The organism is Methylobacter tundripaludum SV96, from assembly GCF_000190755.2.
GTDB classification, from domain to species: Bacteria; Pseudomonadota; Gammaproteobacteria; order Methylococcales; family Methylomonadaceae; genus Methylobacter_A; species Methylobacter_A tundripaludum.
Genome location: NZ_JH109152.1, coordinates 2179229 through 2204285 on the forward strand (window position 1 = coordinate 2179229; position 25057 = coordinate 2204285).

Genomic DNA, 25057 nt, shown 5'->3' on the forward strand with positions numbered 1-25057 from the left:
TAGGAGAAATTGACATGAGCAATAACAAACTTTCCAACCACGGCCGCCGGCGTTTTCTAAAACTTGCCGGCAGCGGCCTTGCCATCACTGGCGGCGTCGGACTGCTGCCCGGCCAACTGCGTCGCCAACTCTTACCTATCAGCGACGCGGCGGCGACTCCGAGCGACCCGGCTGATTTATTCTTCGTCGGCACCGACGGCTGGATCTCTTTACCGGCATCCCCTGGGATACCTACGTTCCACCCCGACACCTATGCTCCGACGAACTTTACGACGTACATTTTCGGCTTCCGCAATATGACCGGCATACCGCCAATGGACCCAGCGGATCCGACAAAAATGAACCCGCTGGTAATCGGACAAAAAAATAAAGCTCAGCATAGCGCACCGCTGTTCTGGGTTGATGAATTCACCGGCGCCAATACTTTCCGGCTGGACCTGCTGAACGTCGGCTTGGCGCAACGGCCTGACCTGACCGATTCGCACTCGGTACACTGGCATGGTTTCCGTAACGTTATCCCGTTTTTTGACGGGGAACCGACCGGCTCCTTTGCCGTCCCGGTAGGCCGCGTGTTTCGCTATATCTTTAAACCGCGCGATCCCGGCACTTATATGTTCCACTGTCACGTAGAGGACACCGAGCATGTGCATATGGGCATGACCGGCCTGGTCTTTGTACGGCCACGGCAGAATGGCAATACTGCGCTATACCCGAGCGGCAAGTTTGCCTATAACGATGGCGATGGCTCCACCGGCTTCGACCGTGAGTTCGCGATGTTCCTGTCCGAGGTGTGGGCCGAATCCCATTGGGCCGACGCCCATATCCAGCTGCCGGAATGGAGCGATTACAAGGTGGATTTTACTTTGCTCAACGGACGGGTCTATCCCGATACCCTGGAACCCAATTCGCCATACAATGCCGCGACTTCCACGCATGCCTACGACACGCAACGTCAAGCGGACGGTGATCTGGTCGTTCCGACCGGACGACCAGACCTGCAATACCAGCCGCTGTCGGCTCTGGCGACCTGCAACGCAGGCGAACGGGTGTTGCTGCGTTTTGCCAATCTTGGCTTCAAGGAAGCGTCAATGACGCTTGCCGGCATCAAGATGAAAGTGGTGGGCAAGGACGCGACCCCAATGCGCGGCGTTATTGCGGGCGGGACGGCGCGTACTGGAGTGGACACCAGCTACGAGACCAACACGCTGTCTTTCGGCGCCGGGGAGAGCTTTGACGCGATCTTTACTGCACCACCGCATTCAGGCGGCTCAGGACCTGACGTCTACATCCTGTACAACCGCGCCTATGATCGTTCGGACAATCAGAGCGGCGGCGCCGGCGGCCAGCGTACCGAAATCCGGGTATATCCTCCCGGAACCATTAGTCCGCAGACCATACCCAACGAAAACCCTACGGTCGCCTGACGACTCGCCAAACGGAGTTCACTATGAATACGTCAACTTTTAAACAGCTGTCACGGCAACTGGCAACACCGCTGGCGGTCGCTATCTCAAGCTTGCTTGTGGGCCTGCCCACGATGGTCATGGCCGACCCCTTGGGTGTCGCCTGCACCAACGGAACCAGCCCTAATCCGAGCTTCAATCTCACGACCCAGACCGGCGACATCCAATTGCCCGACGGCAATACTATGTATATGTGGGGTTACTCGGTGCAGGGACAGAGCTTCCAGCATCCAGGCCCGGTGTTGTGCGTCAACCAAGGCGACACCGTGACCATCACCCTCACCAATAACTTGCCGGAAAAAGTTTCGATCATGTTTCCGGGGCAAACCGACATTCTGGCCAATGGAGTTCCGGCCCAGCCGGAATTCACCGCTAGCCGCGCAACCTCGTTGACCACAACAGCTCCCGCACAAGCCAACAATATTCCTGGGGTGGTTCAATACAGTTTCGTCGCAAACCTGCCCGGTACCTATATATATGAATCGGGCACCAACCCGCAGAAGCAGGTGCGCATGGGGCTGTTTGGTACGCTGATCGTGCGTCCGACCGGAACAGGCGGCGGCTCCGACCACCTGTACAACCGTGCGGATAGCCGGTTCACTACATCGGACAATTCCGCGGGCGCAGGCAACTGGGATGAAGAGTTCCTTGCCCTGCTTTCGGAGATCGACCCCTATCAGCATTGGGCGGTCGAAGTCAATCCGGCGGCCAACTTTAACTTTAACAACTACAAGCCGCGCTATTGGCTCATTAACGGACGCGGCTTTCCGGACAGCATCGCCGATAACGCCGCGGCATTTCTACCGAACCAACCTTATGGAGCCTTGGCACGCGTTCATCCGTACGGTGCTCCGGCCCACCCTTATCCCGGCGCAATCCGGTATTTGAATGTAGGCTCGGAAGATTACCCGTTCCACCCGCATGGTAACAACGGGTCGGTAGTCGGCCGAGACGGCCGTTCACTTGAGACGGCGACAGGAGACGACGTGTCTTTCGAGAAATTTATTGTACCGGTCGGGCCGGGACAGACTTGGGACGTGCTGTTTAGCTGGCACGACGCCGAGCACTATTCGCCTGACAATCCGGTGGATATTAATATTCCTCAGATCGCCAACCAGTTTTTCGGGCAGTTCTACAACTTCAGCCCCTACCTTGGCGTACAAGGACAACAACCGCCCAATTGGTCGACGCTTAATACCTGCGGTGAGTACTACATCATTTCGCATAATCACGCTCTGTATCAGATCACTTCATGGGGTGTAAACATGACGGGGCCGATTACTTATATGCGTGTCGATCCACCTCTACCCAATTCGTGCGCTCAGTAACGGGGCTTTTGCGGAAAACTCAGGAGATAACGGACATGTTAATATCGACTAATATATTCAAAAAATTTAAACGCAAAGCCCTACCTCTGGCAATAGCGAGCGTACTAGGTTCCGGGCTTTATCAGCTGCCGGCCAATGCCGCGTTGCCGACGAGCGCGGCCTGCACCGGCACTGGAACTACTGTCAGCTGTGAATTGTGGGCTAAGCCGGGTACTGCAACGCTGACAACGGGCGTCACCGTACCCGTCTGGGGCTATGCGGCTGCGGCTGCCGACCCGGCCGGCTTGCCCGGTCCTGTTTTGATCGTTAATCAGGGCGATACGGTCACTGTGAACTTGCACAACGCACTATCCGAACCCACGGCGCTATTGTTCCAGGGACAGAGCTTGCCGCCGGATACGGTCGGGACAGCGGCGGGGGGAACCAAGAGCTACACTTTCAAAGCTTCAGAACCCGGCACTTACTTGTACGAGGCCGGTCTGCCGGAAAACACCCAGCACCAGCCCGCGATGGGCTTATACGGTGCGCTCGTAGTGCGTCCTGCGACTCCGAATCAAGCCTATGGCGCGACCACGGCTTTTGACGACGAAGCTCTGGTGCTGGTCAGCGAGATCGACACAGCCTTGAACAACAGCGCGAACCCAGCCGGGTTCGATATGCGCAAATTCGCGCCCAAGTATTTCCTGATCAACGGCAAGGCCCATCCAAGTCCCGATCTGATAACGCTTCCGGATCCGGTAGCTACACCTTATCCGGCGTCCGGTTTTAACCTGCTGCTGCGCTACGTCAATGCCGGGATCAAACATCATTCGATGGCGCTGTTGGGCCTGCGGCAAAAATTTATCGCTAATGACGGCAGCTTGATTCTGCATCCGCGCGACGGTGTATCCGAGACCATCGCTCCCGGCCAGACAGTTGATGCCATTACAACGATTTCGTCCGCGGCAGTACCCGATAGCAGGTTCGCTGTATACGATGCCGGCATGAACCTGAATAACAGTAGTGCCGCCGGCATGGGCGGAATGCTGACTTTTGTGGCTTTGGGCGGAGACGGCGTTTTGCCAACGCCGGGAACGCCTCCAGCGCCTCCAGGGCCTCCGACTGATACGGCCGGTCCGGTGACCAGCGGCATAACTATGACGCCCAATCCCAGCAATGCGGCCACCATAGCCTTAAGCGCGACAGGCAATGATACGAGTACCGGTAACAGTAATGTCGACGCAGCCGAATACTTTATTGATGCGGCTTCGCCCCCTTCTGACGCAACCCGTGGCGTATTTATGCCTGTAGCATCGCCCGGCGCGGTAGCGATTGCCGCCGCCTCGATCACGGCACCGGTACAGGGTGCGCATAATATTTTGGTGCGCAGCCGCGATGCCGCCAATAACTGGGGCGCGTTCGCTCCTGCTGTCAGCCTTATACAGGACACAGCCGGGCCGTCGACGACAGTCACGCCCATCGCCTCCAATGGCAAAAATGGGGTTAATTCGAGCACGGCTGCGGCCCGTATCGTTGCAGCGGCAACGGATAACCTGACCAATGTCAGCGCCGTCGAGGGCTATCTCGACAACAATACGACATCGGTTTTCCCATTCGTCCCGAGCGATGGCAGTTTCAATAGTCTATCTGAAAATGCCTACGCTGATATTCCGCTGGGAACTGTAACGACGCTGAACAGTGGCAATCATGTTGTGCATGTGAGAGCCAGAGATGCTGCCGGCAATTGGGGCGTGTTTACCAGCAACAACAACTTGCTTATCGATAAGGTCGCGCCTGCGGTAACTGGCGTTGTGACGGCTACTCCGAATCCGGCCTTCACCAGCTTCGTACTTTCTGCCAATGCAACCGATGCGGCCCCAACTTTGGGCATTGCCGGGGGCGAGTGGTTCGAAGGCACGGATCCCGGTATAGGCCTTGGCCACCCTATGACGGCAACAGGTGGGACGACGGGGCCATGGACGGTCACCTCCAACGAGAATGCGCGTTCATTGAACTGGGCAGAGGGAAATCATACCGTGAATGTTCGCGCCAGGGATGCTGCTCAAAACTGGAGTACTGGTACAGTCAGCGGAACCGTAACGGTGCAATCGCCGATCTACTTTTCGACGTTCGGCAATACCAATCCGCCGGGTGTGGGAGGCACGGCCGACGATGCGGATATCTACTTCTGGAATGGTATTGCGTTCAGCCGGACGGTCGATGTCACCGCTATCGCCAACCCGCTGCCTGCCGCCGCCAACGTTGACGGATTTCAGCGTGTAAGCAATACGCAGTTCTATCTCTCCTTCAGCTCTGCTACCGTGACTGTGCCAGGTGTTGGAACGGTTCAGGATGAAGACATTGTCTATTACGACAACGGCACCTGGTCGGTGTTCTTCGATGGTACCGCCCAAGGGTTGACTGCCGACAATCTCGATATTGATGCGTTCACCATCAATGGAAGCAACATCTACTTCTCGACGGTCGGCAACACCAATCTGCCGGGCGTAGGAGGCACGGCCGATGATGCGGATATCTACCTCTGGAATGGTACGGCGTTCAGCCGGACGGTCGATGTCACCGCTATCGCCAACCCGCTGCCTGCCGGGGCCACCGCTGCCAACGTTGACGGTCTGAAATTCGTGGACGCGAAGCACTTCTATCTCTCCTTCAACACGGCTACCGTGGCTGTGCCAGGTATTGGAACGGTTCAGGACGAAGACGTCGTGTACTACAACAACGGTGCTTGGTCGGTATATTTCGATGGTACAGGTAAAGGACTGACTGCCGGCAATCATGATATCGATGCCTTCGACATCCCGTAGCAGCTAGAACCGGGTAAGGCGGGCTTGGGTTCGCCTTACCTCCGGACCAAACTGCAACGGGCGTTGATGGGCTGAGCTAAGCCAACAAAAAACGAAAGTGAATGTGGCTGGGCCATGATCCATGCCGTATTCTTTGATAATCAGGAGAACAATAAATGAAAAAGTTATCCCTTTTTTCCGGCTTCGGCCGTAGATCCATCATGTCCATATCTACAGCGAGCGCTATGGCTTGCCCTAGCATGGCCGAGACCGAAACGAGTCTTTCCAGGCACAAGCATGCGGTGCCAAGGTTCCGCTACGTGGGGCGTATCCTCACCGCCTTGAGCGCTACCGCCTTATTGACTGGGGGGGGATGGTATTATTATCAGCGCAGCATTGCTGCACCGCCGGTAGCGGTTCAGGCATCAACCGCGTACATATCCAACGATCAGTTGGAGGCTCAATACGGCGTTCGCGTCACGCTCATCGGTGTTTCGGCAGTGGGCGGGATCGTCGATTTTCGCTACAAGCTTGTCGATCCGGCAAAGGCTGCGGCTTTGCTCCATGATCCTGAGAATGCGCCTGTGCTGACTGCGGTGGACAGCGGCTTGACACTATCACCGACCAAAATGGGCAGCAGGCATCATAGCCAGATGGGCATGAAGAAAGGCACCGCTCCGTTTACCTTCTATCCCAACGTCCGCAATGCGGTAAAAGCCGGTACTCCTGTTTCCGTAGCCTTCGGCAAGATCAAGGTCGAGCCGATAGTCGCGCAATAATCCCAGTTATGAGGCCCATATCATGAAGACTGTCTTTCTTATCGCGATAAACCTTGCTCTGGTCTGTTATTTGCCCGCTGTTCCTGCGGCGATCTCGAATCAGGGAAAAATTTCTTCCGAGGTGCGGTCTGCGATAGCTGCGTCATCCTCGACACAAGAAATCTCCGTGATCGTGTATTTGAAGGACCGGGCCAATCTGGCGTCTTTCCGCAATTTGCACCGCACAGAACGGCTTCGAGGCGTAGTCAATGCGTTACGGAATAAGGCCGATCTCTCTCAACGCAGCCTGAAATCTTTTCTGGAATTGCGCCGGGGCCATGGACGAGTCGGCACGTATAAGTCGTTCTGGGTATTCAACGGCTTCTCCGTCACTGCCGTTCCGGGCGTGATCCAGGAACTGGCTGACCGGGCCGATGTGGAGCGGATTGAAGCGGATGAAGTCAACATTGTGCCTGCAACAATGTCTCCCGAGCCCAACCTTTCTTTGATAGGAGCGCCTGACGTTTGGGATTTAGGTTTCTACGGACAAGGGGTGGTGGTAGCCAATCTGGACAGCGGCGTGGACAATACGCATCCCGACCTCGCCAATCGATGGCGGGGCGGCTCAAACAGCTGGTACGATCCCTATGCGCAGCATGCAACGCCTTATGATCCGACCGGCCACGGTACCTGGACAATGGGGCTCATGGTCGGCGGAGATGCCGGAGCCACTTCCGTTGGGGTGGCGCCGGGGGCTCAGTGGATCGCCGCGAAAATATTCAAAGATAACGGCTCCGCCACGATAACTGGAATTCATCAGGCTTTCCAGTGGCTTCTGGATCCCGATGGAAATCCCGCCACGGCTGATGCACCCCAAGTAGTGAACAACTCTTGGGCGTATGGTGCTCCAGGTTGCAATCTGGCCTTTCAACCAGATCTTCAGGCGCTGGTATCCGCCGGTATAGTCCCGGTGTTCGCGGCTGGGAATTATGGTCCGGGCAGCAGCACCAGCGTTAGTCCGGCCAATTATCCGGAAGCTTTTGCGGTCGGCGCTACAAACAATCTTGATCAACTTTATGCCTACAGCGGAAAAGGGCCTTCGGCTTGCGGCGAGGCCTCGACAGTCTATCCGGAACTTGTGGCGCCGGGCGTGAATATTTCAACGACCGATCTTTTCGGTTTTTATACCAGCCAATCCGGAACTTCGGTAGCAGCTCCGCATATCGCCGGGGGCTTGGCGCTGCTGCTCAGTGCCTATCCGCAGTTGACGGTGGCACAGCAACGGGATGCTTTGCTTTTGTCCGCGGTAGACCTTGGAACTCCGGGGCCTGACAACAGTTTCGGTTACGGCCGTATCAATCTGCCGGCTGCCTATGACTGGGTGGTGCTCAACGCCGGCAATCCGTCTACGGCAGTGGATGCCACCGGACCTGACACGAACAGTATCAGCGTAAGCCCTAATCCCAGTAACGGGACTCTGGGTTTTGACATCAATGCGCCCGCCGTTCGGGTGGCTGCTACTGTGGCCGATCCGGCCATCAATGGCTTACAGTCCAATATTAGAACTGCCGAGGTATTCGTCGACTCGGCTGGAAGCAATGGCTCCGGCTTGGCATTTCTCGCCGACGACGGGGTTTATGATAGTCCGGCTGAAGCCGTCTACGCAGACATTCCGCTGACGATCATCGCCCAGCTTGGCGATGGCTCCCATATCCTTTACGTGCACGGCCAGGATTTTGCCGGAAACTGGGGGGCAATGAGCAGCACAGTGCTGATCATCGATAAGACTTCTCCTACTGTCAGCAATGTCACTACGACTCTGACGAACACGACGGTCAACCTGACCGCTACCGCTGCCGATCCATCTCCAGGCAGCGTTACTAAGGCCGAATGGTTCGAAGGGAATGATCCCGGTAAAGGGCTGGGGTATTCGATGTCGGTGTCGGGCGGCACTGTCGCCGCAACTATTAACGTCGGCACTTGGACATCCGGTAGCCATACGCTGTTCGTCAGGGCTAGAGATAGCGCTGGAAATTGGAGTGCCGCGGTATCGGCGAACATTACCATAGCTGCGCCGAATGCCATTTTCATTGACGGCTTCGAGTCAGGGGGCTTCTCGGCCTGGAACGGAGGCGTTACCGGCACTCGTATTAGCGTTAATACCGCCGCCGCAGCGATGACCACCGGCGGAATTTATGGCATGCAGGCCACTCTTGGAGGCGGTACTGCTCCGGGCTATGTTGCCGATGGGACGCCAACTCTTGAAAAGAGCTATCACGCACGGTTCTATTTCAACCCGCACAGTACCAATCCGGGGAGTGGGCAGGTGACGATTTTCTCCGGCCTGAATGCAGCCGGCACGACTATCTTTCAGGTGCAATTCAAGCGCAACGGCAGCAGCTACCAAGTGCGCGGTGCTGTGTTGAGATCAGGCGGCACGACCTACACGAACTGGGTTACTCTTGCCAACAACACCGCACACCCCGTCGAGATAGCTTGGCAGTCCGGTACGTCAGCATCCTTTCAGCTTTACACGGACGGAGTGCTCAGGCAGACGCTGAGCGCCCTGAACACCAGCGCCTATTCGTTGGATACGGTACGGCTGGGCACCTCTACCGGTCTTGTTAATACCGCCAGCGGAACCTTGTATTTCGACGCTTTTGCTTCAACGAGGGCTACTGTTATCGGGCCGTAACGCCGCCCAGATTGAGCTCCCCAGCCTTAACGTCGGGGAGCTTATTTACTGTTGTTTTTGTGGATAGTGAGTAACACTGGTTGCCATCAACGGCCAGTAAGCGCCTGCTGCAATTCGGCAACCGACTGCGGACGGTTTTCCGGCTGCAACGCCATCGCCCAGTCGATGGCTTTTAACAGATGTTCCGGGAATTTTCGGTTAAACGCCTTGACCGCAGGAACCAGTGTGTCCTGTTGCACTCTGTCCCGTGCAGGAACCGGCGTTTTGTTCTCCAGGCAATTGCGCATACTTGCGCCCACCGCATAAATATCCGTCCACGGGCCTAGCTGGGCGCTCAAGTCATGCTGTTCTATCGGCGAGTAACCCTTGGTCAAAATCTTGCTTTGCTTGCCCAAGTGCGATTTCGGATAGCTCTGAATCGCGCCAAAATCCAGCAACAACGCATCATTGCCCGGCCGCACCAGAATGTTTGAGGGCTTAATATCCAGATGAATAAACTGTTGGCTATGAATATGTCCCAGTCCTGCCAATAAGGAGGTGAACAAGGGCAATAAAAAATCTTCGGAAACAGACAGCGATTTATCCCTTAACAGCTTATCCAGCGTAACTCCGTAATCGTAAGTCATCACCATATACACGGTGGAATTGGCTTTAAAAAAACCGATAACCTGGACAATATTGGGGTGTTTTAACGTCGATAAAACCTTGGCTTCTTCAAAGAACAATACCCGACCGCGCTTGAATAAAGCCGCCGCTTCTTCGCTGTTGGCGACCACCATATTATTCCAGGTTCGGTGGGCAAATTTTCGGGGCAGATATTCCTTAATGGCAACCTGAAACTGATCCTTTATTTGTCTGGCCAGATAAACGGAACTGAAGCCGCCGTGCGCCAACTCCCGCTCAATCACATACTGGTCTATAATGGTGCCGGTTTGCAGGTAGTTCCACTCTTTGGGATAAGTATGCGGATCGTAGTATTCAGCCATTGTGTTGTTTGTTTGTACTAAAAGCGCATTAATTATAGGTGAAAAATGATTAGAAGCATGACCGCGTTTGCCGGTAACGAGACAGAAATCGGCGACTTAACCATAAGCTGTGAATTGCGCTCAGTCAATCACCGTTATTGCGACATTAGCTTAAGACTGCCGGATCGCCTGCGTTTTGTTGAAGCCGATCTGCGCTCAGCCATCGCCGCCAAGATCAATCGAGGCAAAGTTGAATGCTCATTGAGCTACAAGAAACAGGCTAAAAACGGACAAGGCTTCATCATTAATACCGACGCCGTCGCCACACTGCTTGCCGCGACCCATACCATAGAGCAGCAAATGATGGGGCCTTTGTCCTTTTCGGCGCTGGATGTACTGGCATTTCCCGGTATCCAGCAGGAACCGGATATTGACAAAGAGCAACTCGACCTGGGCATTGCAACGCTGGTCGATCAAACCTTGGCGCAACTGCTGGAGGCGCGTGAAAGAGAAGGCGCTCAGCTTAAGCTCCTGATTGAAGAGCGCTGCGCAAAAATGCTGATTTTTGTCGTTTCAGCGGGTAAACGCATGCCGGAAGTGTTGTTGCTGATTCGCAATAAACTGAATGACCGGATTGCCGAACTGGTCGCGCAGCCCGATTTCGACCGGCTGGAGCAGGAGCTGGTGCTGCTGGCTCAAAAACTGGACATCACCGAAGAACTCGACAGACTGGAAACCCATATCACTGAGGTGTTGCGGGTACTCAAGCAAAAAGACCCGGTCGGCAGACGGCTGGACTTTTTAATGCAGGAATTGAACCGTGAAGCCAATACCTTGGGCTCCAAATCGACCGACAAGGAAATGACCAAAATAGCCATCGAGCTTAAAGTGCTGATCGAGCAAATGCGCGAACAAATTCAGAATATAGAGTAATGTTTCAGACTGCCCCGACCAGTCCCATCAATCCAGTAAAGGCCGCGTATATCGCGGCTTTTTTGTGTCTATCGGTTTCATGCGATCCCACATAACTGCCGGAAGACACGATAGGATTAAAGCATGGCCATTTCAATATACCCAATATGTAGTAATTTACGATAATGTAGTGGCTTTTCAAGTCTAGTGGTTAAAATACATAATGGAGCATTAGCTTCGACGTAGCCATCCATTCGAGCAAAACCAAGATTCCTGCTACCTATAATAAAAAAATGACCATTCCACAAAAATGAACTCGAAGCCGTACAAAACGGACCCCTATTCTTGCCTCGTTACCTGCAAAAGCAAATTACCGAGATCTCCCTCATACCATCCCTGCATTTGGAAATTATTCAGCGATGGCAGGGGCTTATGGGGGACAAATCGCGTAAGCATCTAAAAGGTGAGCGCAAGTTGGAAGGCGATTTGACCACTGATTTTTTTGTCAAAATTCTGGGTTGGCATGGAAGCACCAGCGAGAAGCCTACGCTGGATTCATAATATAACATTCCCAAAGCATCCAAAACGCCGGACATTGCTCTGGGACGTTTTACCAGCAAACCCGCAGAGGTTTTCGTGGTCGGCGAATACAAAGGTTCTAAAACCGATCTCGATGTAAGGCAAAGCGAAGGTTACCAAAAGCGCACTCCAGTCGAACAAGCCCGTAACTACGCCGGCCTTGCACAACCAAACTGTCCATTTTATCTGGTCACCAATATGACAGAATGGCGACTGTATGCGCACAATAGCAGTCCAGATCGTTATGAGCGTTGGTTTCTCTCCGACCTCAGCACCCCGGCACATTATTGGCGCTTCACGTCTTTATTGTCGGAAGCAGCCATCCTTGGCGGCAAAACTTTGCGCTGGCTGCAAGAAAGCGAGCAACAAGACAAAGAAATTAACCGCACTTTGTACGGCGAATACCAAAAAATGCGCTGGGATAGTATTGTCAGTCTGGCTAAAGCTAATCCTCAACTCACCGCTGTTGAAATCATAGATCCTGCGCAAACCCTGTTGGATCGCATTCTGTTTATTGCCTTTGCCGAAGATAACGGACTGCTGCCTTCAAACACCTTCAAAACTTATGCGACAGCCAGCGCTACCCTCACAGCCTGGGATAGTCTCAAGGCGCTGTTTCGCGCCATAGACCAAGGCAGTCGGGATAATCCGCAGACTATCCCCGCATACAATGGCGGCTTGTTTGCACCGAATCCGGCATTGGAAAATCTCGATATTGCCAACGAATTGATCCATCGTTTTAACGACTTGACCCAATACGACTTTGGCACAGAAGTGCGCGTTACCGTGCTGGGGCATATCTTTGAACAAAGCGTAGCCGAACTCGAACAATTGCGGGAAGCCGCAGAAGCCAAGCCACAATCGTTTATCGCCGATTTGGCAAAACGCATTGCACCGATTGAAAGCAAAGGCCGAAGCGTCACCGGCAAGCGCAAGGAAAACGGCATAGTCTACACGCCGGATTCCATTACCCGTTTTATCGTGCAACGCACCTTGGGTTGCTACCTTGAAGCGCAACAAACCGGGATACGCCGCATTTATGAAACCGGCAAAGGCGAATGGTGCAAGAAAGCGCCGGAAGGGATGGCTACCGGACGTAGTGTAAAAGGCGGATTAAAAGACATAGCGTTAGGCGAATATCTTTACTGGACTGCTTGGCAAGCGCGGCTGGAAAGCATCAAGGTCATTGACCCATCCTGCGGCAGCGGCGCTTTTTTGGTAGCGGCCTTCGATGTGTTCGCGCCGTACTATCGGGAATTAGCGCAAGCTTTGCGCCGTCTTTATCCTGATACCCTGGAAGCGTTTAACGGCGACCGCGCCATTTTGACTCACAATCTTTATGGCGTGGACATCAATGCCGGAGCGATTGAAATCGCCAAACTCTCGTTGTGGCTAAAAACCGCCAAACCCGGTCATAAGCTCGATTCCCTCGACGGGCATCTGCTTTGCGGCAACAGTCTACGCTTTCAGCCGGACAGCAAAAGCCGCTGGAGTAGTGAGCATTTTGGCTGGAATACCACTTTTAAAAACATCCTTGCCAAGGGCGGTTTCGATGTGGTGCTGGGCAATCCGCCGTATGTACGAATGGAAGTGCTCAAACCGTTCAAGCCTTACCTATCCGCAAATTACGCCGTAGCATCCGACCGTGCCGATTTGTATGCCTATTTTTATGAAATCGGTTTACGGCTGCTCAAACCGGGCGGCTGTCTGGGCTATATCTCCAGCAGCACCTTTTTCAAGACCGGTTCCGGTGAACCTTTACGCCGTTATCTGCTGGACAATGCGCGCCTCCAGACAGTCGTGGACTTCGGCGATTTGCAAGTATTTGAAGGTGTCACTACCTATCCGGCCATTGTGTGCCTGGAAAAAGGTAAGGCTGAATCCGACCATGTACTGCAATTTGCCGTGATACATAGCGAGGATCAACTGGCAACGCTCGATACGGCATTTATCCAGAGTGCCGCGGACATGCCTCAAAGCCAACTGACAGCGGAAAACTGGCAGTTAAAAGGCGATGTTCACTCTGCATTACGCCACAAACTGATGCACGATCATAAAACCTTGAAGGAGGTGTATGGATCGCCATGCAGAGGAGTGGTGACTGGACTGAACGAAGCTTTCGTCATCGACCGCACTATGCGCGACAGGCTGATTGCCGTCGATCCAAAATCGGCAGAATTGCTCAAGCCATTTTTGGAAGGTAAAGACTTAAAACAGTGGCGTGTTGAAACACGAGATTTGTACCTGCTTTATATTGCCAAGAACCGCATTGACATTGATGATTATCCTGCAATCAAGGCGCATCTACTACCGTTCAAGGATAAGCTGGAACAACGGGCCACCAAGCAGGAATGGTTCGAACTGCAACAGGCGCAAGAGGCTTATATGCCATTCATGGAGAAACCGAAAATAATTTATGGTCATTTCTCCCCTAATCCTTTGTTTTCCTATGAAGCGAAAGGGAGTAGATCAAACGACAAAAGCTATTTCATTCCAAGTGGAGACCAATTTTTATTAGGTCTATTGAACTCCAAGCCAATTTGGAACTTGATCGAAAATATGTGTCCTGCTGTGCGTGGCGGATTTTACGAGGTTCGTGTGCAATACATCGAAACCCTGCCTATCCCCGCCGCCACGGAAGCACAAAAACAAGCCATCGCCAAGTTTACAGAGCTTTGTCAACAAGCCGCCGAAGCCCGTTACAAAAAGCAAAAAGACCTGCGCGGTATTATCCCCAGCCTGCACCCCAACAAGCGTGTCGAAAAACTTTCTACCGCGCTGCAAAACTGGTGGCAACTGGATTTTTCCGCCTTCCAAATGCAGATCAAAAAAGAATTCAAGCTAGACATTCCGGTTAAAGAACGCGGCGATTGGAAAGATCAGCTGGAAACCGGCGCTCAGGAAATCGAACGCCTGACGCTTGAAATCGCAAAACACGAGCGCGAGCTGAACGCCGCCGTTTACGCTTTGTTCAACCTCACCACAGAAGAAATCGCTCTCATCGAGCAAGGATAAACAGGAGACAGTAATGAATGAAACTGGAAATGAATCAAATAAGATCAAAGATTCAATACTGTACATCACGATTATTTTTATTCCGATAGCTATCCTATTTATCTACATATGGCTTGTTATTTCTGGCGCAACAGATTGGCAAAAGGCGGTTGGTGAAATTGGGGATCATTTGGGCTTGGTGACTGCGTTGTTTACCGGACTAACTTTCTCCGCACTGATAATTGAAATAAAAATCCAAAAAGAGGACTTGCTTGAAAGCCGCAAACAATTTTCACGGTCAGCAGACGCACAAGAAAAAACCGCTAGACTGACTGCGTTCTCTGACTTACTCAAAGAATATAAAGAACAAATCGAAATTCTGACGATCAGAATTTCAGAGAGTGAAAATCAAAGCAATGCAAACCATCCATCAGGAGACAATTATCTTCGAGAGGCGCTAAAAAACGCACCACCCTATAAACATCCAATGACCGACAAGATTGAAGAGCTAAAAACCAAGAAAAGCAATATCTTAGAAGAGCTTGAAAAATCATTACAGAATCGGTATTAAGTTTAGAATGACATCGAAATTATCAAAATTCCTCAAATCCCCTGGATATAGCAATGCGAGAGAATTATTACTAACGAGCAGAATAAAATACGACATGCTGCTCGCGGCAGCAGTTCGCGGTGAGGATCTGTTAATTTATACGCCGACTGTTGATTGTGACGGATTTGATTTGATTTTCGATGATCGGCGCACACGTGTGCCCATCCAACTTAAATCCGTCGCCGGAAAAACAAATAGCTGGGAAATTCACAGAAAATTGATTCGCCCTCCATTTTCTAATCTGGAAGGTTTCCGACTGCACTCACCATCGTATGGCGCGGGGCGTGGTGGCGGAATTCTGCTCGTTGACATTAAGGAGGAACATCATGGCGAATCATTGGAAATCAGCTATTTCTATAGCGACTTCTTAATAATTCATCTCTTCCTTGAAAATTTGATTCAACCCAAAAAAATCCCTCCATTCAAAATTGATGCTCTCAAATACGAAATAATCGACCAAATGGACGGTAAGTTTAACTTACCCAAGTGGGCTTTCGTAAAAGCCAAATCACCCGAACATTTACTTGCATTAGCAGGATTAGGCAGCAGAGTGGGCGGCCTATGGAGAGAATATATGTATGAGTTATTGAGCGGCAAAAATATACCAAACTATCAATCGGCATTTGGCTCTGAATATGAGATGAGAGAATACATAAAAGAGCACGTTACTAAGCTGATAGGCAATTAATAAAAGAAATCGCGCTCATCGAGAAGACCAAGCCATGAAAACCGACCGCCTGCTATTTTTAAGGGCGGTCTATGTCGCAATAGCCAACTATTGACTTATTTAATTATTGTACGCACAATAACTAATGAAGCTAATTTTTGACGCATTAAAAGATAGCGCAAACCTTCTAAAGCATGGCATTTCTTTGGTAGATGCCAACTTGCTTGAGTGGGATACGCTACTCACAAAATCAGATACACGGCATGACTATGGCGAAGTTCGTAGCATTGGCTACGCATTTATCGGTACGCGCTTGTACTGTGTAATATTCACTGACCGCGATACTGATCGTCGTATCATCAGTCTCCGCAAAGCTAACCAACACGAGGTAAAATATTATGTTGATAACTACTAAATCAGGCCGATTAATCGAGATCCCCACTGACGAAGAAGATGCGGCTATCAATGCCGGAATCGCCGCAGACCCGGATACCTATGAACTTTCTGCTGAGGAATTTGCGCAGCTTAAACCCTATAAAGGCGGTCGCCCTAAAGCGGAAGTCACTAAAGAGCGCATTACTATCCGCTTATCGCCTGATGTGCTGGCTGCGTTTAAAGCCACCGGCAAAGGATGGCAAACGCGCATTGATGGGGTTTTAAAAGACTGGCTTAAGGAACATGCCGCCGGATAGCCCACTAAACGGGTTGATTGGGAAAACTATTCCGAGGTAAAGGGATGTTTCCCATCTGTTGACAAAATAGGCGATAAATTTGTGTTTGATATAGGCGGTAACAAACTTCGGTTGATTGCTGCAATCCACTTCAACACCAAAAAGGTTTTTGTACGCATCGTGCTAACCCACAAACAATATGACAAAGGCGACTGGAAATGAATGCACGCTTAAGCACTGCATTAATGCACTGGGATTATATAGCGCCCCTGCTAACCCCTGCATCGACTGAGGATGAATATCAAGCATTGGTTGAATCGCTTGATGCGCTGCTGGATTCAGGAGCCGCTGACGAAGCGCATCCGCTGGCCGGTCTGGCTGGTATGGTAGGTGATTTAGTATCAGCCTACGAGCAAAAACACTATCCCATGCCTGGAGAAATGAGTGGCGTTGAGGCGCTATGCTTTTTTTATGGAGCGCGATAATTTGCGCCAACAAGATTTACCGGAGATCGGCAATCAAGCCAAGGTATCGGAGGTGCTATCTGGCCGCCGTGCAATTAACTTACGCCAAGCAAAATCCTTAGCAGAAAGATTTGGTGTCCCATTGGCTTTGTTTGCAGGCTAACCATAGCATGTCATACGCCTTCAACTTGGTGTGCCAGCGTAATTAACCGGTTATGATTTTTATTATTCCCTTTGAATTTTCAACTGGCGTTATTACATATAACGGCTCATCTGGGACTTTGACAGTCCCTGTATTTTTTATCGGAGCATAGGCTTGATTAACCGACTCAATTTGTTTAAAAACTTCTTCAAATAAATCCATGCCTAGCATATCTATATCAGTGGCATGAATAACACCGGAAAAGGACGTTGTTTCATTTGTTGGCGTATTAACAAGTTTTGATTGATAGCGTTCAGGCACAGGCTGCCATTGTGCATTTAGATAATCTGATGCTGCCAATGCTTTTAACATGGCGGTTTTTTGATCATCAGTGCCGCTTAAAAAATACCCGCGCCCAGCAATTGCATCAACAAAACCTGATTCCTTGTCGAAGCAATACCACAGGTTTATACAAAGTTCAGATTTAACCATATATTCATTCTCCTTGTGTACCATGATTTGTACTTAGACAATGTGTCTTAAGTGAATATTTTAAATTACATCTTTAACTGCGAGCGGAAACAATACGAGGACAGACACTATTGAATTTGATGGAAGAGATGACTCGCTTTTCCTCCACTCACAAGCGAGTATAGGCCATATCAGAAGGGTTCAGGTTCATAAAACTAATCATTTTTCTGCGTAAGCCAATTTGGGTGCCATTTAGATACTTCAATCTCGAAGTTCCCCCCATCCCGTTTAAATTTTTCAGGGTCTTGAGTGTCCTTGATCCAATCATCAATACGCGCTTGTTGCCATCCCAATTTTCTAGTTCGATACTGGTAGCCGAAAATTCATAATCCGCACTCAAGCCAAAAGTGACCTCTGGAAGTTTACGTAGCGCGGCTTGTACTTCTTGTACTATCGCTTTTTCTTCGTTAGTGGTTTCAGGCTGGCAAGCTATCCAGTCACCCAGCTTTATTGCTGCTTCTATAACTTTTTCATCTTCCGGGAAGATGACGAATTTTTGATTCATCATGATTTTTATGTCTAACGTAAACTATCATCATTAATGTTTATCGTTACGCCGTTATAATGAACGCGCGGCACTGCCCTGATGACGGCTCATTGGGGAGCAGGACGGACAAGTTGAGATCAGCGGCATCGGCTGAATCCATAACCCCGCCACTTCCACCTAGCGTAGCACCATTCTTATCACGATTACATTAGTATGGCTTTCTACTTTAAAGATCATCGGGGTCGTATTGCTGATTTTATGGCGGCGGGCTGTCGAATCTGGTCAATATGTAAGAACGACTGATTATGATGTTATTCAGGCCGTTGAAAAAATGGTTATACCGGAGAATATATCCAATAGAGTAGTGTTTCTAGCCGATCCTTAAAATCCCTACAAGCCGCGAATTTCGCGGCTTGTTTGTAATTGCCAGCCAATGCTCCGCCTCCATGAAGAACAGTGTCAGTATTTGCTTTCATGCTATACTCGAAAACGGTTGATAAACTCGTTATTAACGACTTGGCAGTCCCACATTACCTGCTTGCGATTGACGCCTAAAAAGAACCCAACTTCATGGCTCGCTTAAAACACACAACGGTTATTTGGATAGCGGCCACTGCGTTGGTCTACTATTTTTTAGCCCACTTCGGGATGGCATTATTTGCGCTTAAGCCGGGTAATATCACACTACTCTGGCTGCCGTCCGGAATTGCCCTGGTTATGTGTCTTCATTGGGGTTACCGGTCCATCCCTTTCATTGTCCTGGCCAGTTTCGCCGCAAATTTTTCAGGCATGTCCGCATTCTCAGGGCCGGGGCCGTTTTTGCATACGGCAGTCGCCGCTATCGCAGATGGCATGGTTGGGATTATAGCCATGCATGCCTTTAAATACTTCTTGCCGAATGGACTCACACGCAGCCATGATCTGGTTCCGTTTGGACTTTGGGTTTGTATTGCCCCGACTTCGATAACAAGTATCATCCTGTCGATTAATTTGGCAGTCGGCGGCTATATCTCATGGGCTGAAACCGAAAACTTTTTCCTCATGCTGGTTTTGGCCGACAGTCTCGGCATTCTGCTGGTTTATCAGGTTTATCAAGGCTGGCACGATGACGGGAAAATGAGCCGAGCGGAGTTGAATTGGCTTGCCGGAACAACGTTGGTCATGGCCGTCTTATTGACGCTCGGTTTTACTACATTACCGGGAGCGGTCTTTTTTATCGTGCCGCTACTGTTGGTGCTTTCGTTCAATGTGAATCTATTTGGCGTGGCAACGATAAGTTCCGTCTCCTTAATGAGTATCATCGTTGCCACCGCGCATAATGCCGGTCCCTTCGAGGTAACCGATCCGGCGGATTCAAACTTTCGACTGATGGCCTTCGTTTTTTCGAGTGCGTTGACAATACTCGGAATCGCCCTGCAAAACCGGCAGTTGACTTCAATTGAACGCTCCAGCGAGTTGTGGAAAGACGCCGCAGAACATGATCCCTTGACTGGACTGATTAATCGGCGCGCTTTTCTGCCGCGCTTGCAAAACGAGCATCAACGGGCTTTGCGTACGGGTAACACGTATACTTTTGCAATGCTTGACCTGGATCATTTCAAATCGATCAATGACGCCTATGGACATCATTGCGGAGATGCTGTGTTATGTGCGCTGGCGGCAGTTATGGTCGAAAACTGCCGGTCTATCGATGCGGTGGTGCGCATGGGCGGCGAAGAATTTGGTATCCTGTTTCCCGAGTGTCATATCGATGAAGCATTAATTGCGTTGGAGCGCATACGCAAGCGGTTTGAAAGCAGCTCGACGATGGCTGACGGAAAATCGATTTTCGTCACTGTTAGTATTGGAGTGGCAGCGTTTGCAGGCACCGAGGAAAAGGACACTGAAGTGGTTAAGCGGGCCGATAGAGCGCTCTATGCCGCCAAGGCGGAAGGACGCAACCAGATAGTCGTAGGGCTTTAAGGTGATCGTTTGAGTTTAAACAGTCGACAGGCAGTCATGGTTGAATCCATTGAAACAAGAATTGGCCTCAAAATCCCCGGATTTCGAAAAAATCTAAAAAATTCAGCGCCTTCGCAGCATGACGGTTTAAATTGCAATTAATAGAGAATTCCTTATGACGCCTCCCAACAACTTATCCCGGTTTTCGCGCAGCCTCTGGCTGGCATTGGGCATGTTTGTCGTTTTCTCCATTCTTTTTGTCACATACGTCCGTTCGGAAAAGCAGATTGATCGCGCCAATGAGTCGCGGCTTCAATCCCACTTGTTGGCTGACGAATTACGCCAGTCGTCAGATGATCTTACCCGTATGGTGCGCAGCTATGTCATTACCGGCAATCCCATCTATAAACAACACTTCCAGGACATTCTCGACATCCGCGACGGCAAGATGTCGCGCCCGGTCGATTATCACAACATCTATTGGGATCTGGCACTGGCTGACGATCTGCGGTTACAGCCAGACAGCGGACAAAAGATTGCCTTGCTGGAGCTAATGCGGCAAGCCGGTTTTACCGAGGAAGAGTTTGCCGCGCTGGCAAAAGCCAAGGCCAATTCGGATGGACTCACCGGCACTGAATTCGCCGCGATGAAGCTGGTCGAATCCACAACCACGCCTACCGATGCCAACCGTCTGAAGGCAAGCCTGATGTTGCAGGACGCAGCCTATCACCAGGCCAAGGCGGGCATCATGCGCCCGATCGGCGAGTTCTACCGGCTGATGAATCAACGCACCCTGGATGGCATCCACGCTGCGGAGAATGCGGCCGCGCTTTTGCGCATGGCGTTCGTCTCATCCGGCTTGCTGTTGGTCTTCATGTTGTGGCGCGCTTATCGGGCTTTGTACGCCACACTGGGTTCATCGGTGGATGAGTTGTATGGGCGTATTATCCGCATAGGCCATGGAGATTTTTCATCCGCCATTCCTGTCGCACGCGGCATGGAAAACAGCGTGCTGGGCTGGCTGTCGGAAACGCAGATCAACCTTGCCCGCTTTGATGCGCAGCGCAAGGAGGCCGAAGCGACAAACCAGCGCATGACCCAGCTTTATGCCGCGTTGAGCCAGTGCAACCAGGCCATCGTGCGGTGCAGTAATGAACAAGAGCTGTTTTTGCAAATTTGCTGTGATGCGGTGACTTTCGGCGGGATGAAGATGGCCTGGATAGGCATGTTGGACGGACAAAGCAAACAGCTGAAGCCGGTTGCGTCTTATGGCAGCGGCACGGAATATCTGGAAGGGATTCAAATTTCGGCTGATGAAAACGAGGTGGCCGGGCGAGGTCCAACCGGAACATCCATGCGTGAAGATCAGCCTTTCTGGTGCCAGGATTTTCAGCATGATCCTGCAACCGCCCCCTGGCACGAGCGCGGTGCGAAATTCGGTTGGAATGCTTCAGCCGCGCTGCCCTTGCACAGAAACGGCGCGGTCATTGGGGTTTTTACGCTATACGCCGCCGAAATCAATGCCTTCGATCGATCTGCGCGCGACCTGCTGGCTGAAATGGCGATGGATATCGACTATGCACTGAACAGCTTTGAGCGCGAGGCGCAGCGCAGGCATGCCGAGAGTTCGCTGGCAGATTCGCATCATCTGCTTAAAATGATTATCGACACCGCGCCTATGCGCATTTTCTGGAAAGATAAGGAGTTACGTTACCTGGGTTGTAATCCGGCTTTTGCCAAGGATGCCGGCGAATCGGTTCTACAGGATGTGGTCGGCAAAGACGATTACCAGTTGGCCTGGAAAGATCAGGCGGAATATTACCGCGCCGACGACCGGCTGGTCATGGATTCGAATACGCCTAAGCTGGCCTTTGAAGAGCAGCAAACCACGCCAGATGGCACAACCATCTGGCTGCGTACCTCTAAAGTGCCGCTTCAGAATGAGGCCAAGGAAACCATCGGCGTACTGGGTATTTACGAAGATATAACCGAGCAAAAGTGTATCGAGGAACGTATCCACTATCTGGCAAATTTCGATCCGCTCACCGGATTGCCGAACCGCACCCAGCTGAATGATCATCTTAAATATGCCCTCAGCCTGGCGAAGCGCAGCAACGGCCATTTGGCCTTGATGTTTCTAGATCTCGACCATTTCAAAGACATCAATGACTCGCTCGGCCACAGCATCGGCGATGCCTTGTTGATCGAATTGGCCAAGCGTCTGCGCCTGGTGCTTCGGACGGAAGACACCGTGACGCGCCTGGGCGGGGACGAATTCATTTTGTTATTACCCGGCGTCGACGCCATCGGCGCCGCGCATGTTGCGCAAAAATTACTGGATGCCATTGCGGGGTCCTATTGGATCGAGCTCTATGACCTGGCCCTGACGGCATCGATCGGTATTGCGCTCTACCCGGCGGATGGCGTGGATCTGGAAACGCTCTCCAAAAGCGCAGATGCCGCCATGTATCGCGCCAAACAGGAAGGCCGCCAATGCTATCGTTTCTTTACCCAGGAAATGCAAGCGCGCTCGGCACGCAATCTGCAATTGGTGAATGCGCTGCATCACGCGCTGGAACGCGACCAATTACAGGTCTATTACCAGCCGCAAGTGGCCATGCAAAATGGGCATGTCATCGGGGCCGAGGCCTTGTTGCGCTGGCAACATCCTGAATTGGGCATGGTGTCTCCGGCAGAATTTATTCCTGTCGCGGAAGGCAGCGGGCTGATCCTGTCGATCGGCGAATGGGTATTAAGGAGCGCGGTGCGGCAGGCAAAAACCTGGATAGATGAGGGTTTCGGCCCGCTGATTATGGCCGTGAACCTGTCCGCGGTGCAGTTTCGGCATCCCGATTTGCCCGAGTTGATCACCCGCATACTCGACGAAGAAGGCTTGCCGCACGAGTATCTGGAACTGGAATTGACCGAAGGTGTGGCGATGCACAACCCGCAAGGCGTCATCGCCGTGATGAATAATCTGCACGAGCGCGGCGTTCGCATGTCGATCGATGATTTCGGTACCGGCTATTCCTCACTGAGCTATCTGAAGAAGTTCAAGGTGTACAAACTCAAGATCGACCAGTCCTTTGTGCGCGACATCAGTACCGACCCGGAAGACAAGGCCATCGTCAGCGCCATTATCAGCCTGGCAAAGGGCCTTGGCCTGAAAACCATTGCCGAAGGTGTGGAAACGGCAGGGCAACTGGCGTTCCTGCGCGAACAGGGCTGCGATGAGATGCAGGGTTATCTGTTCAGCAAGCCGGTACCGATTGAGCAGTTTGAAGCATTGCTGAAGCAGGGATTCGTTTTCTGATGAGATGCCGAAGCCGTTTTGTCGGCCATGACATAGTTAGATGCGGTCGGCGCGTGGCTTGAAGCGGGCAAGTGTGTTCCGCATCGACGTTGAAAGGATACTGAAAGGTTGCAATGTTAAACTCGTCCGTGAAATAACAGGGCGAGTTTACAGGCCCTTAGATTATTGAAATCCGCCATGATCGGTAAAAAACTATTTATAGTTTACAATTGCTAACCCTTGAAACTATCAGACAACAGAGCATAAGGAACATTAAAATCATGGGGATACTCAGCATACTGCTCTGGACTCCGGCTGCCGGGGTCTTGCTCCTGGCTTTAACGCCCGGCCGGAATATTCAGCTAATCCGCTATATCGCGAATCTGTTTACCACGATCGCCTTTTTATTGGTCTGCTGGTTGCTTAGCATTTATAACGCGCAGGATGCGAATTTACAGTTTAATGAATATTTTCCGCTTAACCCCAAGTTAGGCAGCGCTTATGCGTTGGGCATCGACGGTTTATCGATGCCGATGCTGGTGATGGCGACCTTGCTCACATCAATCGCATTGCTGGCCTCGTTCACCGTATCCAGCAGCGTCAAGGGCTATCATATTTGCATACTGTTGCTTGAGTTCGGCATGTTGGGTGTGTTTCTGGCCCAGGATTGGGCGTTGTTCTATATCTTCTGGGAAGTGACATTAATCCCGCTGTTTTTCCTGATTGGCCGCTGGGGCGGCAAGCGACGGCACACGGCCAGTCTTAATTTTGTCCTGTATACGATGGGCGGCTCGGTTTTTATGCTGATCAGCCTGTTGGCGGTCAGCCAGTACGATCTTGAACACGGCGGCTCGTTAATGTCCTCCATGCATCAGGCCGCGCAAGACATGCCAAGGATCGAGCAGGTCTTGGTGCTGCTGGGTTTCGTGATCGGTTTCGGCGTTAAAATGCCGATTTTCCCGCTGCACGGCTGGCTGCCGCTGGCGCATGTCGAAGCGCCCAGTCCGGTCAGTATTTTGCTGTCCGGTATTTTGCTGAAAATGGGCGCTTACGGCTTGATCCGGGCGGTGGTGATGCTGCCGGAGGCCGCTAAACTGTTGCAACCCTTCCTGATTTTCCTGGGCTTGTTCGGCATGCTTTACGGCGGATTGCTGGCCTGGCGGCAAAGCGATCTTAAAGCCATGGTGGCCTATTCCTCAATCAGCCATATGGGCATTGTGTTGCTGGGTATCGCGACCTTGAATGAAGCGGGCATTACCGGCGCGGTGCTGCAAATGACCGCGCACGGCCTGATTGCCGGGGCACTGTTTCTGCTGGTCGGCCTGCTGTATGAGCGCACCCATACCCGCAACATTCAGGATTACAGCTCGTTGATTCAGGTGATGCCGCGTTTTGCGGTATTCATGACCTTGACCTTGCTGGCGGCGATGGGCTTGCCGGGTTCGGTCGGCTTTATTGCCGAACTGTATACGCTGATCGGCGGGTTTCGCTCATCAACCAGCGTCGGCTTAGGCCTGGGCGTGATGGTGTTTTTCAGCGTGAGCATTTTAATCGGAGCCGCCTACGCGATACGCACCATCAGCCTGTTGTTTACCGGCCCGGTAAAACCGCAGATGCGGCAGATTGAAGACTTGAGAGCGCCGGAATTATTGGCTGCCGGAATACTGGTTACCGGCATTGTGTTTTTTGGTCTGCTGCCTGCGCCGCTGCTTGATTTATCCGCAGCCACCATCAGCCAAATGAACAGTCTGATCAGTCAACGGATTTTGTAGGAA

Annotated in this window: 19 protein-coding genes and 1 pseudogene; 17 read left to right on the forward strand and 3 right to left on the reverse strand. The window is 51.7% G+C overall.

The window, feature by feature from the left end; translation table 11 throughout:
• Window positions 1-14: 14 nt before the first annotated feature.
• The 5 genes from METTU_RS09830 to METTU_RS09850 all read left to right on the forward strand — a co-directional run bounded on the left by METTU_RS09830 (window position 15) and on the right by METTU_RS09850 (window position 9027).
• Window positions 15-1424 carry a multicopper oxidase domain-containing protein gene (locus tag METTU_RS09830; RefSeq protein ID WP_006891317.1) on the forward strand — a complete coding sequence of 470 codons (1410 nt, stop codon included), beginning with the start codon at window positions 15-17 and terminating at the stop codon, window positions 1422-1424.
• 23 nt (window positions 1425-1447) lie between these two features.
• A complete protein-coding gene (locus tag METTU_RS09835; RefSeq protein ID WP_006891318.1) occupies window positions 1448-2791 on the forward strand; it encodes a multicopper oxidase domain-containing protein in 1344 nt (447 codons plus the stop codon).
• A 35-nt stretch (window positions 2792-2826) separates the two neighbouring features.
• On the forward strand, window positions 2827-5595 hold the full coding sequence (locus METTU_RS09840) for a multicopper oxidase domain-containing protein (RefSeq protein ID WP_006891319.1): 2769 nt from the start codon (window positions 2827-2829) through the stop codon (window positions 5593-5595).
• Window positions 5596-5750: 155 nt separating this feature from the next.
• The gene (locus tag METTU_RS09845) at window positions 5751-6353 is read left to right on the forward strand and encodes a hypothetical protein (protein ID WP_006891320.1); all 603 of its coding nucleotides are present in this window, start codon (window positions 5751-5753) and stop codon (window positions 6351-6353) included.
• Between the two features lie 166 nt (window positions 6354-6519).
• Window positions 6520-9027 carry a S8 family serine peptidase gene (locus tag METTU_RS09850; RefSeq protein ID WP_169624887.1) on the forward strand — a complete coding sequence of 836 codons (2508 nt, stop codon included), beginning with the start codon at window positions 6520-6522 and terminating at the stop codon, window positions 9025-9027.
• Between the two features lie 86 nt (window positions 9028-9113).
• On the opposite strand, the gene METTU_RS09855 is transcribed toward METTU_RS09850, so the two are convergent.
• Window positions 9114-10013 (reverse strand): serine/threonine protein kinase, encoded by a 900-nt coding sequence (locus METTU_RS09855; RefSeq protein WP_006891322.1) that lies wholly within the window; start codon window positions 10011-10013, stop codon window positions 9114-9116.
• A 45-nt stretch (window positions 10014-10058) separates the two neighbouring features.
• Between METTU_RS09855 and METTU_RS09860 the strand changes: the two genes are divergently transcribed.
• The 9 genes and pseudogenes from METTU_RS09860 (at window position 10059) to METTU_RS24025 (ending at window position 17052) form a co-directional block, all read left to right on the forward strand.
• On the forward strand, window positions 10059-10925 hold the full coding sequence (locus METTU_RS09860; protein ID WP_006891324.1) for a YicC/YloC family endoribonuclease: 867 nt from the start codon (window positions 10059-10061) through the stop codon (window positions 10923-10925).
• 615 nt (window positions 10926-11540) lie between these two features.
• Window positions 11541-14498, forward strand: a complete 2958-nt coding sequence (locus METTU_RS09865; RefSeq protein ID WP_050897747.1) for an Eco57I restriction-modification methylase domain-containing protein — start codon at window positions 11541-11543, stop codon at window positions 14496-14498.
• A gap of 13 nt (window positions 14499-14511) precedes the next feature.
• Window positions 14512-15048 (forward strand): hypothetical protein, encoded by a 537-nt coding sequence (locus METTU_RS09870; protein WP_006891325.1) that lies wholly within the window; start codon window positions 14512-14514, stop codon window positions 15046-15048.
• 7 nt (window positions 15049-15055) lie between these two features.
• Window positions 15056-15775: a hypothetical protein gene (locus METTU_RS09875; protein WP_006891326.1), complete on the forward strand. Its 720-nt coding sequence runs from the start codon at window positions 15056-15058 to the stop codon at window positions 15773-15775.
• Between the two features lie 124 nt (window positions 15776-15899).
• Entirely contained in the window at window positions 15900-16169 is a 270-nt protein-coding gene (locus METTU_RS09880) for a BrnT family toxin (RefSeq protein ID WP_006891327.1), read from the forward strand.
• Window positions 16153-16446, forward strand: a complete 294-nt coding sequence (locus METTU_RS09885; protein ID WP_006891328.1) for a BrnA antitoxin family protein — start codon at window positions 16153-16155, stop codon at window positions 16444-16446. The genes METTU_RS09880 and METTU_RS09885 overlap by 17 nt, the downstream gene beginning before the upstream one ends.
• 15 nt (window positions 16447-16461) lie before the next feature.
• Window positions 16462-16647: pseudogene (locus METTU_RS24950) on the forward strand (type II toxin-antitoxin system HigB family toxin); the annotation flags it as partial.
• On the forward strand, window positions 16644-16910 hold the full coding sequence (locus tag METTU_RS09895) for a hypothetical protein (protein ID WP_217182808.1): 267 nt from the start codon (window positions 16644-16646) through the stop codon (window positions 16908-16910). The pseudogene METTU_RS24950 and the gene METTU_RS09895, both read left to right, overlap by 4 nt.
• Window position 16911: 1 nt before the next feature.
• Complete coding sequence (locus tag METTU_RS24025) at window positions 16912-17052, forward strand: hypothetical protein (protein WP_217182810.1); 141 nt, start codon at window positions 16912-16914, stop codon at window positions 17050-17052.
• A gap of 42 nt (window positions 17053-17094) precedes the next feature.
• Here the strand turns inward: METTU_RS24025 and METTU_RS09900 are convergent, their stop codons facing one another.
• Window positions 17095-17523, reverse strand: a complete 429-nt coding sequence (locus METTU_RS09900; RefSeq protein WP_006891330.1) for a hypothetical protein — start codon at window positions 17521-17523, stop codon at window positions 17095-17097.
• Between the two features lie 148 nt (window positions 17524-17671).
• Window positions 17672-18070, reverse strand: coding sequence for a hypothetical protein (locus METTU_RS09905; RefSeq protein ID WP_006891332.1), 399 nt, complete (start codon window positions 18068-18070; stop codon window positions 17672-17674).
• A gap of 549 nt (window positions 18071-18619) precedes the next feature.
• On the opposite strand from METTU_RS09905, the gene METTU_RS09910 reads away from it, so the two are divergent.
• The 3 genes from METTU_RS09910 (at window position 18620) to METTU_RS09920 (ending at window position 25054) form a co-directional block, all read left to right on the forward strand.
• Window positions 18620-20011 (forward strand): sensor domain-containing diguanylate cyclase, encoded by a 1392-nt coding sequence (locus tag METTU_RS09910; protein WP_006891334.1) that lies wholly within the window; start codon window positions 18620-18622, stop codon window positions 20009-20011.
• Window positions 20012-20165: 154 nt separating this feature from the next.
• Window positions 20166-23303, forward strand: coding sequence for a bifunctional diguanylate cyclase/phosphodiesterase (locus tag METTU_RS09915; RefSeq protein WP_006891336.1), 3138 nt, complete (start codon window positions 20166-20168; stop codon window positions 23301-23303).
• A 260-nt stretch (window positions 23304-23563) separates the two neighbouring features.
• Window positions 23564-25054 carry a complex I subunit 4 family protein gene (locus METTU_RS09920; protein ID WP_006891338.1) on the forward strand — a complete coding sequence of 497 codons (1491 nt, stop codon included), beginning with the start codon at window positions 23564-23566 and terminating at the stop codon, window positions 25052-25054.
• Window positions 25055-25057: the final 3 nt, after the last annotated feature.